Origin of the sequence: Leptospira jelokensis (assembly GCF_004769635.1) — a bacterium.
In the GTDB taxonomy this organism is placed as follows: Bacteria; Spirochaetota; Leptospiria; order Leptospirales; family Leptospiraceae; genus Leptospira_A; species Leptospira_A jelokensis.
The window spans coordinates 545,121-565,092 of the sequence record NZ_RQGH01000026.1 but is presented as its reverse complement, the minus strand read 5'-3'; the positions used below and the strand labels follow the sequence as shown (position 1 = coordinate 565,092).

20 protein-coding genes are annotated in these 19,972 nt (G+C 39.0%); 4 read left to right on the top strand and 16 right to left on the bottom strand.

What is annotated here, in order from left to right:
* Nucleotides 1-6 precede the first annotated feature (6 nt).
* From EHQ62_RS12610 to EHQ62_RS12600, 3 genes are read right to left on the bottom strand one after another with little or no spacing between them, the layout of a single operon-like run.
* Nucleotides 7-468: a MarR family winged helix-turn-helix transcriptional regulator gene (locus tag EHQ62_RS12610; protein ID WP_135643265.1), complete on the bottom strand. Its 462-nt coding sequence runs from the start codon at nucleotides 466-468 to the stop codon at nucleotides 7-9.
* Between the two features lie 37 nt (nucleotides 469-505).
* The gene (locus EHQ62_RS12605) at nucleotides 506-2,092 is read right to left on the bottom strand and encodes a phytoene desaturase family protein (RefSeq protein WP_135643263.1); all 1,587 of its coding nucleotides are present in this window, start codon (nucleotides 2,090-2,092) and stop codon (nucleotides 506-508) included.
* 2 nt (nucleotides 2,093-2,094) lie between these two features.
* Complete coding sequence (locus EHQ62_RS12600; RefSeq protein WP_135643261.1) at nucleotides 2,095-3,525, bottom strand: DUF4139 domain-containing protein; 1,431 nt, start codon at nucleotides 3,523-3,525, stop codon at nucleotides 2,095-2,097.
* A 92-nt stretch (nucleotides 3,526-3,617) separates the two neighbouring features.
* Between EHQ62_RS12600 and mtnP the strand changes: the two genes are divergently transcribed.
* A complete protein-coding gene (mtnP, locus tag EHQ62_RS12595) occupies nucleotides 3,618-4,481 on the top strand; it encodes an S-methyl-5'-thioadenosine phosphorylase (protein WP_135643259.1) in 864 nt (287 codons plus the stop codon).
* On the opposite strand, the gene EHQ62_RS12590 is transcribed toward mtnP, so the two are convergent.
* Nucleotides 4,478-4,870, bottom strand: coding sequence for an STAS domain-containing protein (locus EHQ62_RS12590; protein WP_135643257.1), 393 nt, complete (start codon nucleotides 4,868-4,870; stop codon nucleotides 4,478-4,480). The genes mtnP and EHQ62_RS12590 overlap by 4 nt on opposite strands.
* Entirely contained in the window at nucleotides 4,867-6,036 is a 1,170-nt protein-coding gene (gene galK, locus EHQ62_RS12585) for a galactokinase (protein ID WP_135643255.1), read from the bottom strand. Before galK ends, EHQ62_RS12590 begins: the two co-directional genes overlap by 4 nt.
* A gap of 44 nt (nucleotides 6,037-6,080) precedes the next feature.
* Here galK and EHQ62_RS12580 point away from each other — a divergent pair, with 44 nt between their 5' ends.
* Entirely contained in the window at nucleotides 6,081-7,433 is a 1,353-nt protein-coding gene (locus EHQ62_RS12580; protein WP_135643253.1) for a glucose-6-phosphate isomerase, read from the top strand.
* On the opposite strand, the gene EHQ62_RS12575 is transcribed toward EHQ62_RS12580, so the two are convergent.
* From EHQ62_RS12575 to EHQ62_RS12560, 4 genes are read right to left on the bottom strand one after another with little or no spacing between them, the layout of a single operon-like run.
* Nucleotides 7,410-8,129, bottom strand: a complete 720-nt coding sequence (locus EHQ62_RS12575) for a nucleotidyltransferase family protein (RefSeq protein WP_135643252.1) — start codon at nucleotides 8,127-8,129, stop codon at nucleotides 7,410-7,412. The two genes, EHQ62_RS12580 and EHQ62_RS12575, sit on opposite strands and share 24 nt — an antisense overlap.
* On the bottom strand, nucleotides 8,126-9,112 hold the full coding sequence (locus tag EHQ62_RS12570) for a phosphotransferase (RefSeq protein ID WP_135643251.1): 987 nt from the start codon (nucleotides 9,110-9,112) through the stop codon (nucleotides 8,126-8,128). The genes EHQ62_RS12575 and EHQ62_RS12570 overlap by 4 nt, the downstream gene beginning before the upstream one ends.
* Before the next feature lie 8 nt (nucleotides 9,113-9,120).
* Nucleotides 9,121-10,632: a hybrid sensor histidine kinase/response regulator gene (locus EHQ62_RS12565; protein WP_135643250.1), complete on the bottom strand. Its 1,512-nt coding sequence runs from the start codon at nucleotides 10,630-10,632 to the stop codon at nucleotides 9,121-9,123.
* Nucleotides 10,625-12,418 carry an ATP-binding protein gene (locus EHQ62_RS12560; protein ID WP_135643249.1) on the bottom strand — a complete coding sequence of 598 codons (1,794 nt, stop codon included), beginning with the start codon at nucleotides 12,416-12,418 and terminating at the stop codon, nucleotides 10,625-10,627. The genes EHQ62_RS12565 and EHQ62_RS12560 overlap by 8 nt, the downstream gene beginning before the upstream one ends.
* 70 nt (nucleotides 12,419-12,488) lie before the next feature.
* Here EHQ62_RS12560 and EHQ62_RS12555 point away from each other — a divergent pair, with 70 nt between their 5' ends.
* Nucleotides 12,489-13,289, top strand: coding sequence for an alpha/beta fold hydrolase (locus EHQ62_RS12555; protein ID WP_244241761.1), 801 nt, complete (start codon nucleotides 12,489-12,491; stop codon nucleotides 13,287-13,289).
* Here the strand turns inward: EHQ62_RS12555 and EHQ62_RS12550 are convergent, their stop codons facing one another.
* Nucleotides 13,290-13,523, bottom strand: coding sequence for a ferredoxin (locus EHQ62_RS12550; RefSeq protein WP_135643247.1), 234 nt, complete (start codon nucleotides 13,521-13,523; stop codon nucleotides 13,290-13,292).
* A 49-nt stretch (nucleotides 13,524-13,572) separates the two neighbouring features.
* On the opposite strand from EHQ62_RS12550, the gene EHQ62_RS12545 reads away from it, so the two are divergent.
* On the top strand, nucleotides 13,573-13,938 hold the full coding sequence (locus tag EHQ62_RS12545; protein ID WP_135643246.1) for a response regulator: 366 nt from the start codon (nucleotides 13,573-13,575) through the stop codon (nucleotides 13,936-13,938).
* On the opposite strand, the gene EHQ62_RS12540 is transcribed toward EHQ62_RS12545, so the two are convergent.
* Genes EHQ62_RS12540 through EHQ62_RS12515 form a run of 6 tightly spaced genes read right to left on the bottom strand, consistent with a single transcriptional unit; the run spans nucleotide 13,928 to nucleotide 19,940 of the window.
* The gene (locus EHQ62_RS12540; RefSeq protein WP_135643245.1) at nucleotides 13,928-14,707 is read right to left on the bottom strand and encodes a TlyA family RNA methyltransferase; all 780 of its coding nucleotides are present in this window, start codon (nucleotides 14,705-14,707) and stop codon (nucleotides 13,928-13,930) included. The genes EHQ62_RS12545 and EHQ62_RS12540 overlap by 11 nt on opposite strands.
* Nucleotides 14,688-15,614, bottom strand: a complete 927-nt coding sequence (locus tag EHQ62_RS12535) for a polyprenyl synthetase family protein (protein WP_208720693.1) — start codon at nucleotides 15,612-15,614, stop codon at nucleotides 14,688-14,690. The genes EHQ62_RS12540 and EHQ62_RS12535 overlap by 20 nt, the downstream gene beginning before the upstream one ends.
* 50 nt (nucleotides 15,615-15,664) lie before the next feature.
* Nucleotides 15,665-16,078: a nucleoside-diphosphate kinase gene (locus EHQ62_RS12530; protein WP_012387121.1), complete on the bottom strand. Its 414-nt coding sequence runs from the start codon at nucleotides 16,076-16,078 to the stop codon at nucleotides 15,665-15,667.
* 42 nt (nucleotides 16,079-16,120) lie between these two features.
* The gene (locus EHQ62_RS12525; RefSeq protein ID WP_135643243.1) at nucleotides 16,121-18,229 is read right to left on the bottom strand and encodes a cation:proton antiporter domain-containing protein; all 2,109 of its coding nucleotides are present in this window, start codon (nucleotides 18,227-18,229) and stop codon (nucleotides 16,121-16,123) included.
* Nucleotides 18,230-18,247: 18 nt separating this feature from the next.
* Nucleotides 18,248-18,730, bottom strand: a complete 483-nt coding sequence (gene coaD / locus EHQ62_RS12520) for a pantetheine-phosphate adenylyltransferase (RefSeq protein WP_015677103.1) — start codon at nucleotides 18,728-18,730, stop codon at nucleotides 18,248-18,250.
* Nucleotide 18,731: 1 nt separating this feature from the next.
* Nucleotides 18,732-19,940, bottom strand: a complete 1,209-nt coding sequence (locus EHQ62_RS12515) for an argininosuccinate synthase (RefSeq protein WP_135643242.1) — start codon at nucleotides 19,938-19,940, stop codon at nucleotides 18,732-18,734.
* Between the last annotated feature and the right edge of the window lie 32 nt (nucleotides 19,941-19,972).

Sequence of the window (19,972 nt, the reverse complement as noted above, 5' to 3'; positions counted from 1 at the left end):
TCCTACTTATTTAGAAGTGGGTTCCGTTTTTTTACCGAGTTTTTTACAGATTTTTCCCAGCGCATCCTGTTCTTCAGGTGATAAAACAGAAAATTCGGAAGTGATCCTTTTGACATGATCAGGGAAAATCTGTTCAATTAACTTTTTTCCTTCACTTGTTAGGTGGACAGATATAAACCTTCTGTCTTCCACACCTCGCACTCGTTCCACCAAATTTCGTTTTTCTAAGTTATCGATGACAAGAGTGATGTTGCCTGTACTTTTTAGGATCTTATCACCCAAATCCTTTTGGCAAAGGGGACCTAAATGGTACAAAGTTTCGAGGACTCCAAACTGACTTTCTGAAATATTCCATTTCGAGAATTCAGAAATGAGGCGGGAAGACAAGGATTCTGAGGCTCGTTTGAGTTTGATGAACGAGTCTAGGGCTTGTACTTCTTTTTTAGATCCTTTGAATTTTGTTCCCATTGGTTTAATATCAAACTATCAAACTTTAAATCATTTGTCAAACGGTTTCTTGGCTCTTTTGGAAAAGTTCCTTCATAAGCCGCAAAGTCCCCGTAAGACCTAATACAACCGAAGCTGTGGCAACACCACCCATCAGTGCTCCAGCAACACCTGGAGAACAGGCATCGGCTCCTGTCAGGTAAAGTTGATTGATAGTAGTCCTTACTCCTAACCATTCTTGGCGAAAGCGTTCTGGTGTACAGGAAAGACCGTAAATGGAACCTTCTTTATGTCCAGTGAAGGTTTCTGTTGTGATGGGAGTTGAAAGTTCAGTGAACTCAATCAAATCTCGAAATCCAGGGAAACGTTTTTCCAAAAACTGCAACATCCCTTCGGTAATGGTAGCTTTCAGTTCGTTGTAATCTTCCCCGCGTTTTTTCCAGGGTTCTCCCTTCCATTTTGCAAAATTAGAATAATCGGCGAAACTAATTGCCTCGGCCGTATGACCTTCTGCCTCTGGATTTTTTAAAGAAGGGAAGGACAAATACATCATGGGAGGGTTTCCATGGATGAGGTCATTTCGTTTCGCATAACTTTCGTCATGGTTTACATGTGGGAAAATCCAATGGTTTTCTCCATGGAATCCCAATTTTGCCGGAGATTCTTTAAAACCAATGTAAAGTGTGATGGATGTTGTCCCTTGTGTACTCAGTGATTCCAAAGGAGTTTGGAAATCTTTTGAAAATTCTTTTGGTAACAGTTTGTTGTAAGTGGTGTACGCACCCGCATCCGAGATGATTACATCCGCAAAAAAACTTTGTTCTGAAATGGTTTTTCCTTTTTGGACATCCACCTTCACACCAATGGCCTTGTCTCCGTCCAAAATGATTTCCTTCACTGTATGGAGGATTTTCATTGCACCACCATTTTTTTCCACGATCGGTTCAATTGACTCTACAATTTTACTGGATCCTCCAATTGGGAAATAACCTCCGTTAAAGTAATGGGTTACTATCATCGAATGGATGGAAAAGGAGGAATCTTTTGGTGGCAGTCCATAATCCCCCCACTGGGAACAAAGCAGTGCTTTTAGGCTCTCCTCTTTGAAATGAGTATCCATATATTCTTTTGTGGTAAGGTAAGGAGAGGGGATATGACCAAGCCCAAGTAATTTGGCAGCCTTTTCAAAAAAAGCAGGTAAGGCTTTTAGAGTGAAATGCCTACCAAACCATTGTGTGAAAGTTTCCACATCTTTGAAGTATTGGTCGATGGCGACGGATTCATCCGGAAATTTTGATTTTAAATCGTTTCGGAACCTTTCTTTTTCTCCATAAACAGGGAAACTGAAGTTTGGATAGTCGAAGACTTCAAATGGTTCTTCCATTTTTTTCCATTGGACACCACGTTTCGTAATCGAATCAAAAAGGGTTCGTAACATCGATCCCTCTGCCAAATCGCCAATATAATGGATTCCCACGTCCCATTCAAATTTTCCCAATCGTTTGAATGTATGCGTAAAGCCACCTAACTTAAAATGGCGTTCTAAAACTAAAACTTTTTTGCCCGCAACTTGTGACAAAATGGAAGCGACGGTTAATCCGCCGATTCCCGATCCAATGATGATCGCATCATACTTTGTTTCCATGTTTAGTATTTGGTTTCAACCGTGTATTCTAATGTGACCACTTCGTTTGCTTTGAGTGGGACATCGGCATAGGTTTTGGTCGATGATTCTTTGATAAATTTATGAGATGACTTTGTGATGCTCCAATCTCCCCATAAACTTGCATAAAATCGAATTTCGATAGGTTCTTTTTTTCTGTTTCGAATCTCAACAGAGTAAGAAGATTTATCACCCCGAGAGAGTTTGAATACTTCATAGGAGAGTCGTTTTCCATTGGCAACCACATCAAAGGCTTGGCCAGTTTTGATTTTTACGTCTTCATTTTCTGGAGTGTGATCAATTGTATCTTCTCCAAGTAATTGTTGTCTGCCTTTGGAATCAGCTTTGAAAACACGGATGGTCCCTTGCGGAAGTGGCCTTCCTAAATTATTCTTTTTAGCATTTTTAAAAATGTATTTAATGGTGGCGTTGTTAAAATTTTTCTCATTCCCCTCATACATGGGCAGGTTTTCGAAAACAAAATATTTTTTGATTTCTATCCCTTCCGACTGGAAGAGTTGCACTTGTTTGGTTTGGTTGTAACCGATATTTGTGGGTTGGTCCAAAGTATACAAATAATACTCAGAAAGATTTTCTTGGCTAAATTCTGGAGCCGCATCAGATTCTTCGTATTCTTTTACCATTGTTTTTTTCGCATAACGAGGTTGCGGTGAGTATGCTGGGCGATTGGAAAGTAAATTCACTTTTCCTGCCACTAATTGCAAAACTGCATTTTTGAATTCTGCACCTGAGTTGTTATTTAACGTAACCCAAGAATTGAGACCACATTCATTTTCGTCTTTATCTAATACAAGGATGTAATCGGCAGACCAACCAAGTCCATTGGTTTGGTAAGAAACTTCGAGAGCCTGTTCTTTGTCGCTATCGTTTTTTAATTTCCAAACTAACGTTGGTTTAGCGAATAAGTTCTCAGGGATGGTTGGGACAGTGACTCGACCATTGTATCCAAGAGAAACCTCGTTCCCAATTTGGTAAACGGGACTTCCATTATTGGCGATGAGTTTTGCTTTGACTGAAGTTGTTTTTTCCTTTCCGTCTTGGTACAGGGTCACTTCTTTGCCAATGTATTTGTCCATCAAACGTTCTGGAGAAATGAGATCATATTCATAGTTTTGTTCGAAGACAGTGAGTTTTTTTGGATCTTCGCCTTTCACACGAACGGTTTGTGGGATGATTTGGGAAGGGACATCTTCAAAGCGAAGGGTTCGGATTCCTTTCGCTAGGCTCAAAACACGTGTTTCTCTGACAAGGCCGATACCTCCATTATAGATCGTGACGCTCACCGATTTACGATCGGAATCAGTGGATAAATCAAAGGAACTATCAGATGTGATGCTGGCAGTGATAAAAAAAAGAAATGTGATACTTGTGATGGAAACGATTTTGGATTTCATGTATTCTCCCATGAGCATTCTACAGTCTGGAAACTTAAAAAACGAATGCAACCAAAATCGTTAGGGGAAAACTGCACTTTAAGAGGATTCATATGGCAAATGTAGTGAAAATCGGGGTGATTGGCGGAACAGGTTTGTATTCGATTGATGGGATGGAAATTCTAAAAGAAATCCATCCGGATACACCGTGGGGGAAACCTTCTGATACGATCACCATTGGTCGATTTAAAGGGAAAGAAATTGCCTTTTTACCAAGGCATGGAAAGGGTCATTTTTTAAACCCTAGTGAGGTCCCTGCTCGTGCCAATATCGCCGCATTAAAACAGTTAGGCGTTGAAGAAATCATTGCCTTTAGTTCCGTTGGAAGTCTCCGACAAGAAATTGCCCCACGTGATTTTGTAATCCCTTCACAAATCATCGATCGAACCAAATTTAGACATGCAACTTTTTTTGAAAACGGAATGGTGGCGCATGCTCCATTTGCTGATCCGTTTTCGGAAGGACTTGCCAAAAAAGTGGAAGCAGCGGCAAAACAAATCAACCTCCCAATCCATACCAATAAAACATTGATTTGTATGGAAGGACCATTATTTTCCACGCGAGCCGAATCCCATATGTACCGGTCATGGGGTGCAGATATCATCAATATGACAGTGTTACCAGAAGCAAAACTAGCAAGGGAAGCTGAGATTTTATACCAAATGGTTTGTATGTCCACAGACTATGACTGTTGGAAAGAAGACGAAGCCCATGTGACATTGGAGATGGTCCTTGCGAACCTAAGTACCAATGCAGAAACTGCCAAAAAACTTTTGTCTACGTTGATTGATTTATTGGGTAAATCGGATGATACGAGTTTGGTGGGGAGTACAAAGTTTTCACTTGTGACGGCTCCCGAGAAACGAAATCCAGAACAAATTGCTAAATTAAAATTTTTGTTCCCAACCTATTTTTAACTGTGGGAGACGGCCTGCTCCAAGGTAGGAAAAATTTGGAGTAGGCTTTTGAGTTTTGTAAGTTCTAAAACATAACGCACTTTTTCCGAAGGGGATACAATTCGTATGTATCCTTGTTGTTTGACAAGTCTGGAATGGATCCCTAAACAAACACCGAGTCCAGAGCTATCGATGTAACTCACCTGTTCAAAATTTAAAAAGATATGGTGGATGCCTTTTGAAATCAAAATTTCTAAGTTTTCTTTCATTACTTGTGAATTGTATAAATTGATTTCGCCAGATAACTCGAAATAGACGGCAGAATCAGGGAGTGGGACAAATTTTTGTTGTAGGACTTCCATTTTGAAGTCTCCACTTTCGACAGTATACTCATCCCAATTTTCGATCATATAGAAATTTCCTTCACCCCATCCGAGATTTGAAACTTGTAGAAGTCTAACGCAAGGTTAAATTTTTGTTGATAACTTTTTTTCATTTCTTCATTTATTTTAGCAAAATGATCTTTTTTGTCTAGTACGAGTACGCACCCACCAAACCCACCTCCGATCATCCTAGCACCGATGGCTCCCAATCCTTTTAAGGTCGAAACAATAAAGTCAGTTTCGTCACAAGACACTTCGAAATTTTTTGACAGAGATTCATGAGTTGCAAACAAAGCATTTCCAACTTCTAAGAACTGGTTTTTTTCCAAACCAAAGATGACTTGTTTTGTCCTTTCTCTTTCTGAAGTGACATGATGGGTGCGTTTCAGTTCTTCTGGCGTCAGGCCGCAAGCCAACAATTCCTCTTCCGACAAATTCACATCATAAAGTTGCTTAAACTTTGGGAACATTTTTTGTATCTTTCCCAAAGCTGATTCACACTCTAACCTTCGTTGGTTATAAGCACTATCTTTGAGGTTGTGTTTTACATTTGAATTGATGAGATAAAATTCATGGTCATTTAAATCGAAATGGTGGTAGGAGTAAGACAGTGTTTCTGTGTTAAGCGAAATACAATCGTTTTCTTTGCCGACTGCAATGATGAACTGATCCATAATTCCACATTTTGTACCAACAAAGTTGTTTTCTGCCTTTTGACCGATGACAGCAATGGTTTCCTTTTTGATTCCCAATCCAAAGGATTCGGAAATCGCAAATCCAGTGACCACTTCTAATGCCGCCGAAGAGGATAGGCCTGAGCCTTGTGGGATATTTCCATCCACTAAGAGATCAAAACCAGGTACTGAAAACCCCATTGCTTCGATTTCGACGATGACCCCCGTGATATAATCAGTCCATGGAGAAGTAGGGTGAGGTTGAAAGGGTTTTTCGATTTTGATGGTTTCGTTGTAGGTAATGGAATGGAATTGATAAATGGATGAATGGTTCGGACGAAGTAATACTTGTACTGAAAAATTGATCGCTGCGGGTAATACGATACCACCTAAATAGTCTACATGTTCCCCTATGATATTGATCCTTGCTGGTGCAACAAACAATCGTGGATGGGAATTTGTTTTTCCAAATATACGTTCAAATTGATTCAAATTTTCTTTACTTCTCAATGAATCCACATCATCTTCCTTTCGATGCTATACTTTATTTTAGGACAGGTGTTATGTCGAATCTAAAAATTTCTGATCGCTTTGTGAAACCTTTTCTTTCTCAAGCCAATTTGGAAGTCGAATTGGAAAGAGCAGAAAAAGCCCGTCAAACGGTCCTCAATCGATCGGGATTAGGCAAAGAGTTTTTAGGATGGGTAAACCTTCCAAGCCAAACCAAAGCAGAAGATTTACAATCCATACGAAAGGCAGCTGAATTGATTCAGTCCCATTCACAATACCTTGTGGTAGTGGGTATCGGAGGGAGTTACCTTGGAGCACGCGCCGTCATTGAAGCACTCACACCTGAGTTTAGCACTCCAGAAACACAAAAGAAAACTGTTAAAATTTTATATGCAGGCCATCATTTAGATGCAGATTACCACTTTCGACTGCTCGCTTTTTTGGAAAATAAAGAGTTTTCAGTGAATGTGATCTCTAAGTCAGGCACAACCACAGAACCTGCTATCGCCTTTCGATTGTTACTTTCCTTATTAGAAAGGAAATATGGCAAAGAGAATATTAAAAATCGCGTTTTTGCTACAACGGACAAGTCCAAAGGGGCACTCAAAAATTTGGCCGATGAATATGGGTTTCCATCTTTTGTCATTCCAGATGATGTCGGAGGCAGGTACTCAGTGTTTACACCTGTCGGTTTACTTCCTATCGCAGCCGCTGGTTTTAGCATCAACAAACTGATAGACGGCGCAAAACAAATGGAAACAGAACTCCATGCGACTCCTTCTCAGGATGGAAATTTGGCATGTATGTATGCATCGATTCGCAACGGTTTGTATGCACTCGGTAAAACAACTGAAATTTTTGTCTCTTACAATCCTTCTTTAGGGTATGTATCAGAATGGTGGAAACAGCTGTTTGGCGAAAGTGAAGGAAAATCTGGAAAGGGAATTTTTCCCGCATCGGTACAGTTCACAACCGATTTACATTCTATGGGCCAGTACATCCAGGATGGAGAACGTAAACTAATGGAAACTGTCCTCAAAGTTGAAACTCCAAAACAAGATGTTTACCTAACAGAAAAAACAGATGATAACGATGGATTAAATTATTTGGCTGGGAAAAAACTTTCCGAAGTCAATCAAAGTGCAATGCTTGGGACATTGATCGCACATAAGGATGGGGGAGTCCCTTGTTTAGAAATCAACGTGCCTTCCATCACGGAAGAAACATTAGGTGAATTATTGTACTTTTATGAATTTGCGTGCGCTATTTCTGGTTATATGTTGGGTGTTAACCCCTTTGACCAACCAGGAGTTGAAGATTACAAAAACAATATGTTTGCCTTGTTAGGAAAAAAAGGTTTCGAAACTCGAAAAAAAGAAATTTTAAGTCATCTTGAAACGATTTAAAAACTCTTGGATCATTGGGAGTTTGTTACCAAAAACATCTTTTGATTGGTAACTCTCCCATAAATCTTTTGTGCCTAAATCCAAAACTTCCCCTTGGAAAATTTCACCCGTAATTTCACCTTTTTTTGCACATTCTTTAAAGGTATCTGACAAATCGTAATAACGATTTTTTTCTAAATGACGCAAACAAATTGGATCTAAAACCGAGAGTCCTATATAATAAAAATTACCTTCACCAAATGTTAACGTTTGGTCATTGGATATTGAAATTTTGGTATAAGTTTGACCATCTGGAATTGGTAACAAATATAAATGGATTTTACTCTGATTCGGTAAACGATACTTAGGCGAAAAGTCTGAGTTTGGAAAAAATAAAGTATCCGGATTGATGAGTAAAATGGGATCGGTCTCATCATCTGGTAAAGCGGTACGAATCCCACCAGCTGTTCCTAAAATCTCATTTGATTCATGAGAGACCGTCAAGGAAAGACCAGAGAACTTTTTAAGATGGTTTGAAATCTTTTGCCCTAAATAATGTGTGTTGATCCAAATGTTTTTGATTTTCCAACTATGCAAAAGATACAAAGCATAATCCAAAACTGTGATGGATTGAATTTTTAAAAGAGGTTTTGGAGTATTTTCTGTGAGAGAACCCATTCGTTTTCCAAACCCAGCTGCGAGAACAAATCCATTCATATATTGAATTGACGAAAGTCCTTATGTAAGTTTAATTCATCCCTTAAACTTCTGACAAAAATATAGAGGGAATCCGAAAACATTCCTAATTGAATGATTTCTTCCAATTGGTTGAGACAAGACAGGATAGAAGGTTTGAATTTGTCTTTATTTTGATCAACTACCATACGAAAATATGTTCCTAAGGCTTTGAAAGAACGTTGTAAAGCCTGAAGGTAAAAAGTATCTTTAAACTTTTTCGATTGGTCTACGTTCTTTTCTTGGAAGTATTTGAGCATTTTCATTCGAAATTCTCTGGGAAGTGGGTAGTAGGCATCGTATAAAATCGATGCCAAATCATATTGAGGTACGCCCATCCTTGCATCTTGAAAATCAATTAACACATAATCTGAGTTTGATGATCTTAATAAATTGCGACAATGGAAATCGCGGTGAGTGAAAACATTGATTTGATAGTGATCCAAATATGCTACAGTCTCTTCTAAAAATGCAATTGCTTCATTTGAAATAGAAGTTTTGATTTTGTAAAGTTCCTTAAACGTTTGAAATTTTCCAAGGGTGAGGTTTGTTTCAAACATTAGTTTTTCTGTATCAAACCTTCTATTTTTCACAAAACTAGGTGGATCAAGCGTCTGTAATTTTAAAATTAAATCAATCAATTTGGGAAATTGGATTTGGTAGTCATTCAATTGGTAGGAACTAAAATCCAACTCTCCTTCAAAGGACATACAAAGAATTCCAAGTGAATCGTTTCGTTCAAATATTTTTGGAACCGGTATGCCTTTTGTGTTTAGAAATTCTGAAAGTAAAACAAAGTCTTCGTTAATCGATTCATCAATACAAACCACTTCTTCCAGATCAGAATCGGTGATACGAAAGTATCGCCTGGTTGATGCTTCCTCTTGTAATGGGATGAGATTACAGTTTTTACCGTAACGAGATCGGATAAATTCTAATTGGGATTCGTTGGTTCCAGAAATCACGATACCAACTAGGTTTCGGGAACCTCTGGAAAAATAAAATGAAATTTAGATCCTTTTCCCGGGGTTGAATCAATTTCTAATTCAATTTCGAAATTATCCACAATCTGCTTTACAACAAACATTCCAAGACCCGTTCCTTTTCCCAATTCCTTTGTCGTGAAGTATGGTTCGTAAATTTTTTCTAAGGTTTCCTGTGACATTCCTTCCCCATCATCTGTAACGATTAGGTGGGCTTTTCCACCTTGAAGGTATGATTTGATTTCGATAGTTCCTATATTATTTGTGGCATCGGCAGCATTTAACAAAATATTAGAAAGTAAAAGTGCAAATTGATCCGAATTCATTCGGAAAGGAATGTTTTCTTCTGACTCACTTCGTTTGATCTGGCAGTATTTTAATTTAGCAGTTTCCTTAAACACATGTAAGACGGAAGTTATTTCAGAATTTAAATTTAAAATTTCTGATTTTTCATTCGTGGATTTCACTGATTTGCCAAGTTGCAATAAGTTGGAAGTAAGTGCCCTTAATTTTTCTGTTTGATTTAAAGTGACTTTGAGGGCACGATCTTTTAACATCAAATCGGCGTTTTCTCGAGATGCCATTTCCACAAAACCTTGGATGGCCGTAAGGGAATTATTGATTTCGTGGCCGATACTTGCTGCAACCACTGATAAAAATGCCCTTCGTTCTGAGTGAATCAGTTGTTCTACCATCAATTTTTTTTGTGTCACATCACGGATCACACCAGTGTAATAAGAATCCCCATCCAAACTATAAGAACAAATAGCAATGTCTGCAAGAAATGTTGAGGAATCGGACCGTTGTAAAGTCACATCAGAAAGTTGTAAGGTAGATTTATTAGGTTCCTGACTCAATACATTGGAAACTTGGTTCATGTACTTTTGCATCTTGTTTTCGGTAAATAACAATCGTACATTCTGTCCAATCAGATCCAATGGAGTATCATATCGAAACATCTCGAAACTTGATTTGTTTGCTGAAACAATCACTAATTTGTGATTGATGGTGATGACTGCATCGGATGTTGCATTTAAGATCGCAGCGTTTTGTCTGTTTAAATCTAAATTTTGAGTTCGAAGTGCTTTTTCTAATTTTTCAGACAACATTAATTTTTCAAGGTCTGAATCTTTTTGGTTTTTTACTTCTAATGCTCGTTTTACGACAGATAATAGTTGAGTTCGATCAACTGGTTTTGAGATGTATTCATAAGCGTGATAACGAATGGCAGCTTCTGCAGAAGATAAGTTAGGATTACCTGTAATGAGAATGACTGGTAAATTGATTTTTTTATCTGCTATGAATTTCGTAAAATCGATGCCTGACATTCCAGACATGAGGATATCGGAGATGACGATGGAAAATGTTTCGCCAGATTCAATTCGATTAACTGCCTCTGTTGCTGATTCGGATAATTCGATTTGGTATCCTTCCCGTGATAAAACACGTTTTAAAGCAATCCGAATGTCTTCTTCATCATCGATAATTAATATCTTATCCATTTTCGTCTAAATGAGCTGGAAGAAAAATTTCAACTTTCGTTCCAACTCCTTCCTTGGTTTTCATATAAATTTCACCACCATGTTCAGCGATGATCTTTTTTGAGATAGATAGTCCTAATCCCGTACCTTGTTTATTCCTTCTCGTTGTAAACAAAGGTAAAAACACCTTTTCTAATGTCTCATCATCAATCCCTGGGCCATTATCTTCTACCGAAAAAACAACCCAGTCCTTCTTTTGACTCTTAACAAAATCAATTCCCAACTCGATTTTAGGATTCTCTCGCGGAATTTCCATTTCCGAAAGGGCATTGATGGCGTTCACGACACAATTGATCAACACTTGTTCGATTTCCTGCCAGCGTACAAAAATTCCGGGTAAATTGGGACCTGCATGGCGAGAGAACTGAATGTTTTTTTTCCGACAACTGACTTCCACCAATTCGCTCGTTCTCACCAAAATATAATAAGGTGATACAAAATCTCGATTGGGGCTTTCCATCCTTCCTAAATCCAACAAAGCTTTTACCAAGTCGCGGATCCTTAAGTTAGCCGATTCAATTTTTTTGAGAATATCCCTCCTTTCAATGGGATCGGTTTCATCCACGGTGATGAGGTCTTCTAAATACAAAAGTGCACTTTGTAGTGGGTTATTGATTTCATGAGCAAGACCTGCTGCGATTTCACCTATACTTGCAAATTTCATGGATTCGATGAGTTGGCGATCCAAACGTTTGGCTTCTGTGATATCTGAAAATACTAACATCACTTTTTTATCATTTGGATTCAAACGTCTGACAGGGATGTATTTGATCTCAAAAGTTTTTTCTTCGCCTAACAAAAGAAAATCAAATTCGGCCACCTGGATGGTTTGTGATTGGATGGATTCTAACAGTACAGATGTTAGTTTTGTTTTCAGTTCTAAGTCAAAATAGTGAAATATATTTTCCCCAACTTCGAAGGCTAATAATTGGAATAATAAAAACTTAAAAATAGGGGCAACTTCTAAAATGATTGCCTCTTGGTTTACGATCACAAATCCATTATTGATGGTGGCAAAAAATGTTCTAAGTTTATCTTCACCATATTTAATCGTTTGTTCAGCATTTTGAATGATGGAAAGATCTAATAATAAAATCGTGATTTCTTGGTTTGTTGGATTTTTTTGATTGGTGATAAAACTTTGGAGTTGGAATTTTTGTTTTTCGCCAAAACCTGATTGGATTTCTAAATTTTCTTTTATGTTTTCTTTTAATAAATTTTGTTTTGCCCCTTCGGTAAGGGATAAAATTTCAAAAACTGATTTTTTTCGTATTTGGTCAATGGTGAGTGAAAAAAAATCCAAAAATCTTGGATTCGCATACAAGATATTCCCAAACGAATCGGTTTTTAAGAATGGAATTTCAAATTCATCAGTTTGTTTGAATGGATTTGTTTCTGTGATCGTTTTCCAATCAACATACAAAACATAAATTTCTGTCGTTCCTTCAAAAAATTCCTGTGCCGAGGAAAAGCGAACATTTCCTTGAATTTTTTCCTCATTGGCTTTTCTGAAACTTACCAAGGAAGGATAAATTCCATTCTGATTTTTTTTTATGAAAGAGAGCAAATCATCAGTTTGGTCAGCGAGAAGATTGATGGGAAAGGGAAAAGTTTGATTGGTATCCAAAAGTTCTTTCAAATCATCATGACAATACAAAACATTCTGGGATTTAAGATCGACGAAAAGAAATCCATTTGCGGAATGGGAAAGTAGCTGCGATAGCTTTAGAATTTTTGTTTCCAACATTATGATTAAACTTTTTTACCGAAGCCTTTATCGAAATTATCAGTCCCAGAGACGTAAATCAATGAAAAATATGGGTGGAATTCCCTCTTATGTCAATCTGGGAGGACATAAAATTTTTTATTGGAAATTTGGAAATGGGAACAAAAAACCGATTGTATTCTTTCATGGTTTACTTGATGAAAGTTTTGGTTTTCGTCGAGTCGTTAAAGAATTGTTAAATGATGGGTATCCGCTTTATGTTTTTGATTTACCTGGATATGGAAAAAGTAAATTACCTCTCATCAAATACCTTTTCCAAATTGATGTTTGGGCCAACTTACTTTTGGAATGTCTTGAAAAATTAAATTTAACTGATGTGTGTCTTGTTGGACATTCCATGGGTGGACTCATTTCCCAACACCTTGTAATATCCGATCCGAACAAACGTGTGGAAAAATTAATCCTACTTGCACCAGGTGGTATTCCTCATCCTGAACGTGAGAAAATGCGTAAAATATTATTTCCCAAAACAGAAAGACAAGTGGTTTTACTTTTGCGTTATTTATATGGAGAAGAATTCCCCGAACCTGGGTATTTATTTCGCCATACGCTTGTTACCATTTGGAATGATAAACCAAATGAATACTTACAAGAGAATACCTTACGTAGGGAAGATGAGATTTTTTTTGGTGAAAAAATGAAAGAAATTCGAATCCCAACCCTGATCTTAGCAGGTGCGGAAGACCAAATCACTCCTCCTTTTATGATGGAAAAAATGAAATCTTATATCAGAAAAAGTAAACTGGTATGGATTCCCAAAATTCGTCATGCCATCCACTTGGAAAAACCGGATGTGGTGGCCGCAAATATTAGGTCCTTTTATAAACGGTAATCACTCCCCATCATCCCCAATTGCATCCACTGGGCACACTGCCATGGCAGCCTTTGCCTGTTTTTCTTCTATTGGGTTCGTTGGTTGTTTTTTAAAAAAAATGTGCGTTTCGTCCGCATTGTATTCCAATAGATTGGGTGCTTCTTTGACACAGTCGTTACACGGAACACATGTCTGGTCGACATAGTATTTTCCTGGTACATTTTCGGGTTGTTTGATACTTTTATCTGCCATAGAGTATTTTTACTTTTTAACAGACCCCCCCTTATAAAATAAAGCATATATGACGAAAAAGAACATCCTCATCGTCGAGGATGAACCATTCCTCGGACTCAATATCAAACAGAAAATCGAATCCTTCGGTTTTCATGTGATTGCAGTTGTACCATCAGGGGATGAGGCGTTTCAAATCGTTTCAGAGAAAGTGCCTGATCTCATTCTCATGGATATCAACTTAGAAGGATCCTTGGATGGGATTGAAACTGCGGAATCTTTACGGGATCAGTTTTCAGTACCGGTATTGTTTTTGACAGGTTTCCTGGATGAAACATCCAAACACCGAATCAACCAAAATCCTTCTTATGCGTATTTGATGAAACCTTTCTCCACTGACCAATTGAAAGAAGCCGTTTCAGGTTTTATGGCCTAACCACTTTCTTTATTTCCCAATAAATCAAAAATTCACGATTCCCATCTGCTCCTTGGATAGGAGATTCTTTTAAACCTTTCAATCGAATATTTGGATTTATAGCTTTTATATTTCTCCAAACCGATCTAATCGTATAACCTATATCATGCGAATTTTTCAAAATCCCTTTTTCAAGTTTAGAAGGGTGGACTTCAAATTGAGGTTTGAGTAGTGTGATGCCTTTCCAATGGACATGGGGAAATTTTTGAAACAAAGGCAATAAATGCCCAAATACTGGTACAAGAGAGATAAAACTTAAGTCCATTGTGATCCAAGTTTCCTCTGAGAGTGGTTCTAATGGAAGAGTTGGTAGCTCCTTCAAATGGGTTCGGTCAAAAACCACTACCTTGGGATCATTGGCAATTTTTTGGGCCAACTGCCCATATCCCACATCCACAGCAAATACCTTTGCTGCTCCTTTTTCCAAAAGGACCTGACAGAATCCTCCCGTTGAGGCCCCCAAATCTATACAAGTTTTCCCTTCGATTTGGATCTTTTTCCAACTCTCAAAGGCTCCAAGAAGTTTATAGGCACCCCGAGAAACGTAGGTTTTGATTTTTTCTTTTGTGCGAACTTTGTCTTTGATTGTGACGAGGCTTCCCACTTTGGAGACTATTGTATCATTGATAAGGACTGAACCTGAAAGAATTAGAGATTGGGCAAATTTGATATCCTTCGCATAACCTTCGCGAACGAGGAATTCATCGAGTCTAATTTTTTCTTTCTGCAATGTACTTTGGTAATCCTAAAAAGAATTCATGGTTCAAAGAAGGAAGTTGTTCTGCTAACGAAATTGCTTTGTCTACAGATTCTTTACGAAGTGATTTCGCTTTTTCCATTCCGAATAAACTTGGATAGGTCAATTTACCAGCCTTGGCATCTTTTCCTGGAGTTTTGCCAAGTTCTTCAAAATTTCCTTCAACATCTAAGATATCATCGGTGATTTGGAATAAAAGTCCAATTTCTTTCGCATAACTAGAAAGTACGGATTTTCTCTCCTTCCAGTCGAGGCGCAATCGGTTCCCTAATAAAAAACTAGATTCAATCAGAGCACCTGTTTTTTTCTCATGGATGGAGTGGAGTTTGGATTCTCTATTGGTAAGGCTTGGATTTTTTTCTTCTTCGATGTCTTCCATCTGCCCTTGGATCATCCCTGCCATGCCTGCACCTTTGTGTAGGGTTTGGATGGAGTCTCGTATGAGATGGGGATCATTTGTATCCATGAGTGAGAGTAGATAAAAACTGAGAGAATTAAGTGTGTCACCTGCAAGGATGGCTGTTGCTTCATCAAATTGTTTGTGGCAAGTTGGTTTTCCTCGGCGAGTGTCATCGTTGTCCATGGCAGGCAAATCGTCGTGAATGAGGGAGTAGGTATGGATGCATTCGACCGCTAAGGAAGCAAGGAATACTGAATGATTGCTAACTTCGGAAATCGAATTTGGCAATTCGTTCGAATCATAAAAGGAATTGATGACAAATATCGGTCTTACTCTTTTTCCACCTGCTTCTAAACTATACAAGCATGCGTCTGTTATGCGAGTTCTAGGAGAAAAAAGGTTTGGTGTGTAGGAAGTAAAAAAAGAATCAAAAAGTTGTTTGGAGTTTTGTAAGATGTCAGTAAAAGAATTTGGCACGATCTGTGAGACCGGTTCTTTTAATCGAACCGATCTTTAGTTTTGTTGGATGCTTAGTTTAGTTCGTAACCTTTGAAGAAAAACGCAATCTCTTGTAATGCGTTCGCAACAGAGTCAGAACCGTGAACAGCATTTGCTTCTTTACTTTCTGCAAAAAGAGCGCGGATGGTTCCTGCTTTTGCTTCTTTTGGATCAGTAGCACCAATCACATCTCTCCAGTGCGCAACAGCATTGTCACGTTCCAAAGCACAAGCAACGATTGGACCTGATGCCATGTAAGTGCAAAGGTCATTGTAAAAAGGACGAGCCGCATGGACTGCGTAAAATTGTTTTGCGTCTTCAAGGCTCAGTTTTAGGAATTTCATTCCTAGGATTTTAAATCCTTCTTTTTCGATTCTTTGAAGGATGTCCCCGATGTGTTTGTTTTTCACTGCATCGGGTTTAAGCATGATAAAAGTTCTTTCCATATCTCCAGTTGCTTGGAGAAACCGAAAAAAGCAATCGAATCTTTAAGTGGTTAAAAAACGTACCAACAGGAAAGAGGTGGGGAGGAGGTCCATTTTTTCAAATCCCAATTCTTCCCAAACATTCAGATCGATCAGAATGAGGGAGTACCCAGTGATTTGGCTTACGGCAATGGGGTAAGGATTGAGATCTGTTTCTGGTTGGATGAGGTTCTCCACCTTAATTTTGTTTGATTTCATTCCCTTTAAGGAAGTGAGTTTCTGTGCAAAACCAAGGATGGGATCTTTATCCCCCTTGTAAAGAATGCCCACTCTTTCAATGGTTTCGAGTCCATTGTCAATGAGAACACCCACAGTTGCCGGACAATAATTCAGAATCCCTTTGATTTTCCCACCAGTGTAACTGCGAGAAAACAGAGGTTTTGCAGCTCCAATCAGTAGGATGTCTGAATGTTTGATTTTGGCAAAGTTGACAATCTCGTAAGTGACATTGTCTGTGATACGGTATTCGGTTTGGACTTGGGTTCCTAAACTTGCTCCTGTTTGGCGAATCGCTTCGAAGCTCGCATCACGATACTTTCGAATTTCCTCGTTCGACAGGGAATCGTTAGGCGAAATATGTAAGGCAATGATTTCTAAATTTTTCTTTTGGTTTCCGGAAAGGGAAAAGGCAAATCGAACCAAACTTTTTCCCATTTTTTCTTGGGCAAAAGCGACAAGGACTCGGAGTTTGCTATCAGATGGTTTTTCTGGATAACTGGTAGCAGCCGTTTTTGAAAAAAACTTTTGGATTCCATCAAGGAGTGGGCCCGTAGAAAGTGTGGTCACGAGGGCCATTAGGACAAAGACGGCAAAGATTTCTGGACTGAGGATTCCGAGGTCATAGCCAATATTAAGAACGACAAGTTCCATAAGGCCACGCGTATTCATAAGTGCCCCAATGGAAAGTGAGTCTTCCCAATTGGAACCCGCAACCCTTGCAGCAAACGCACTTCCTAAAAATTTTCCAACCACTGCAACGAGTAAAACCAAACCGAACACAAGCCAAAGGTGTGAGCCATTCAAAAGGGTCACTTCGGTTCTGAGACCAGTGATGACAAAAAAAATCGGAAGGAATAGAATCACAGCAATGTCTTCAATTTTTTCTGCGATGAGTTTTTTTAAGTTCCCTTCTGCAGGCATGATCACTCCCGCAAGGAAGGCACCAAACAAGGCATGGATGCCAATGACTTCGGTTGTTAAGGATGATAAAAATAAAATCATCAAAATGAGGGCAACGGCTGTTCTTGTGAGGTTTTCACGGGAGATATAAATAGAACCCAGCCGTTTGAGAAAGGGTGCCACAAGATAAATCATGGTGAGTATGTAAGCAAAGGAAAGTCCAATCGTGAATAATGCCGTGTTCAGGTTTCCCGCTTTGGAAATTGTCACAATGATCGCAAGTAGGATCCAAGCGGTGATATCATCTGCAGCGGCACAAGTCAGGACCATAGCACCAAGCGGAGTTCTTGTGAGGTTCCGTTCTTGTAAAATTCTTGCGAGAACGGGAAAAGCCGTGATACTCATCGCAATTCCCATAAAAAGAGAAAAGGATAAAAATCCTACATTCTCTGGTGCATAATCTGTATAAAAATAATACGCCAACATCATTCCCAAAAAGAAGGGAAAAATGATACTCGCATGACTGATGATAATCGCTGAATGGGCTTTGTTTTTAAGAACCGAAAGGTCTAACTCCATCCCAATGATGAACATAAACAAAACGAGGCCAATTTGGCTTAAGGTGCCAAGAGTGGGAAGACTTGCTTGGGGGAATAAGAATCCCATGGTTTCCGGGAAGTAATACCCAAGAAGCGATGGCCCAAGTAAAATCCCTGCCACAATTTCTCCCATCACGGAAGGTTGTTTTAGTTTTCTTGTGAAAAGGTATCCGACAAAACGAGCAGACCCGCAAACCACAATGATTTGGATGAAGAGTAATGCGAGAGGATGGTGGAAACGATTGAAAAAATTTTCTGTGTCTAAGTGTTCACTCGCTGTGACTGTTAGATTTTTTGCAGTTTCCAAAACACTGCCAGCTTGGAGTAAAAAATACCCCAAGGATCCAAACAAAAGCAATGTGAAACCGTAAAATGCAGAAGAACGAGTTTTCATAGACCCTCAAGGTTCCGATCAAACGGAAAATTTTTTCACAAGTGCTTCGCCGACCACATCGGGGACTTGGTTGGATACTGCTCTACCATGCCTTGCTACTTCTTTGACGATTGTAGAGGACACAAAAGAATACTCATTGTCGGCCATTAAGAAATAAGTTTCAATTTCGGGGGCTAATTTTTTGTTCATGAGTGATATCGCATATTCATAATCAAAATCGGTGACGGCGCGAAGCCCACGAAGGATGACTCTTGAATTTTTTTCCTTACAGTAATCCACGGTAAGGCCTTCAAACGAATCAATTTTGATTTTGTCCCAACCATGAAAGACCTTCCCGATCATCTCCACTCGTTCTTCAGGAGAAAAAAGAGATGTCTTTTTGGAATTGATGGCAACAGCGATGATGATCTCTTCAAAAAGAGGGTGGGCTCGCCGTATGATGTCTAAATGCCCATTCGTAAATGGATCAAATGAACCTGGGTATACGGCGATATTTTTCATCTTAATGGTTCACCCTAGCCCATTCTTTCATTGGTAGACCGTACAAGTTGATAAACCCTTCGGCATCATATTGGTTGTACAATTCTTCCTTTTCAAAAGTAGAAAGACCTGCGTTATACAATGATTTGTTGGATTTTCTTCCCACAACCGTACAACTTCCTTTGTACAATTTGATACGAACGGTTCCATTCACATACTTTTGTGTGTAATCCATATAAGCGCGAAGGGCATTCATTTGGTTGGAATACCATTGGCCATTGTAAATGTAACGAGCAAACTCTTGTGATAGTTCGTCTTTTTTGTGTTGGGTATCACGGTCAAGAGTGATGGATTCGAGGTCACGGTGAGCAATGTGAAGGATGGTTCCACCTGGGGTTTCATACACTCCGCGAGACTTGATGCCCACCAATCTGTTTTCAACAATGTCCACTCGTCCCACTCCGTTTTTTCCACCTAAATCATTTAAGGTTTCCATCACTTCCAGTGGGTTCATTTTTTTACCATCAATGGCAACACAGTCACCATTTTCAAAATCCAATTCCAAATAGGTTGGTTTGTCAGGTGCTTTTTCTGGAGATACAGTGAGGATAAACATATCTTCCTTCGGTTCATTGAAAGGGTCTTCTAAAATTCCACCTTCAAAGGATAGATGCATGAGGTTTCTGTCCATGCTGTATGGTTTAGCAGCCGTTACAGGAACAGGAATTCCTTTTTTCTTAGCATATTCAATGAGATCTGCTCGGCCACCAAAATTCCATGTCCTCCATGGAGCAATGATTTGTAAGTTAGGCGAAAGTGCTTTGAAGGTGAGTTCGAAACGAACTTGGTCGTTTCCTTTTCCTGTGGCACCATGGGAGAAAGCATCTGCTCCTTCTGTTTTGGCAACCTCAGCCATTGCCTTTGCAATGAGAGGGCGTGCTAGTGAGGTTCCAAGTAAGTATCGCATTTCATAAATGGCATTCCCTCTGATTGCAGGGAAAATAAAATCGCGAGCAAATTCCAAACGTAGGTCTTGGATGTAAACCTTGGAAGCTCCTGTATTTTTTCCTTTTTCTTCTAGGCCTGTTAGTTCTTCTTTTTGGCCTACGTCGGCGCAAAAAGCGATGACTTCACAACCATAGGTATCTTTCAACCAAGCAAGGATGACGGAGGTGTCGAGTCCACCTGAGTAAGCGAGAACGATTTTTTTGGGAGCAGGTTTCTCTTTCATAGAATAAGGTCAAAATAAAAGAAAAAACTAAG